Origin of the sequence: Bartonella sp. TS25HLJMH (genome assembly GCF_042193505.1) — a bacterium.
GTDB classification, from domain to species: domain Bacteria; phylum Pseudomonadota; class Alphaproteobacteria; order Rhizobiales; family Rhizobiaceae; genus Bartonella; species Bartonella grahamii.
The window spans coordinates 357-614 of sequence record NZ_JBHILV010000089.1 but is presented as its reverse complement, the minus strand read 5'-3'; the positions used below and the strand labels follow the sequence as shown (position 1 = coordinate 614).

Genomic DNA, 258 nt, shown 5'->3' with positions numbered 1-258 from the left:
ATGAAAATGGTAAAGTGAAAAGCTTTTTTGTAGACGTTTATGGTGATGCACAAATTTATGGTAATGCTATTTTTGAAGGCATGACAATAAATGATTATTGTGAGGTTTATGGCAACGCCCATATTCAAAACGCTGTTGTAATTGAAGGTAATGCAAAAATTTATGATAACGCCTCTGTAAGTGGACATGCTCATATTTCTGATACATCTGTTATTTGTGATAATGCTCATGTCGGTGGCAATGCAAAAATAAGTGATG

Annotated in this window: 1 pseudogene; it reads left to right on the top strand. The window is 33.7% G+C overall.

The annotated features are described in order from the left end of the window. Positions 1-258, top strand: a pseudogene (locus tag ACFINF_RS09395) (hypothetical protein); the annotation flags it as partial.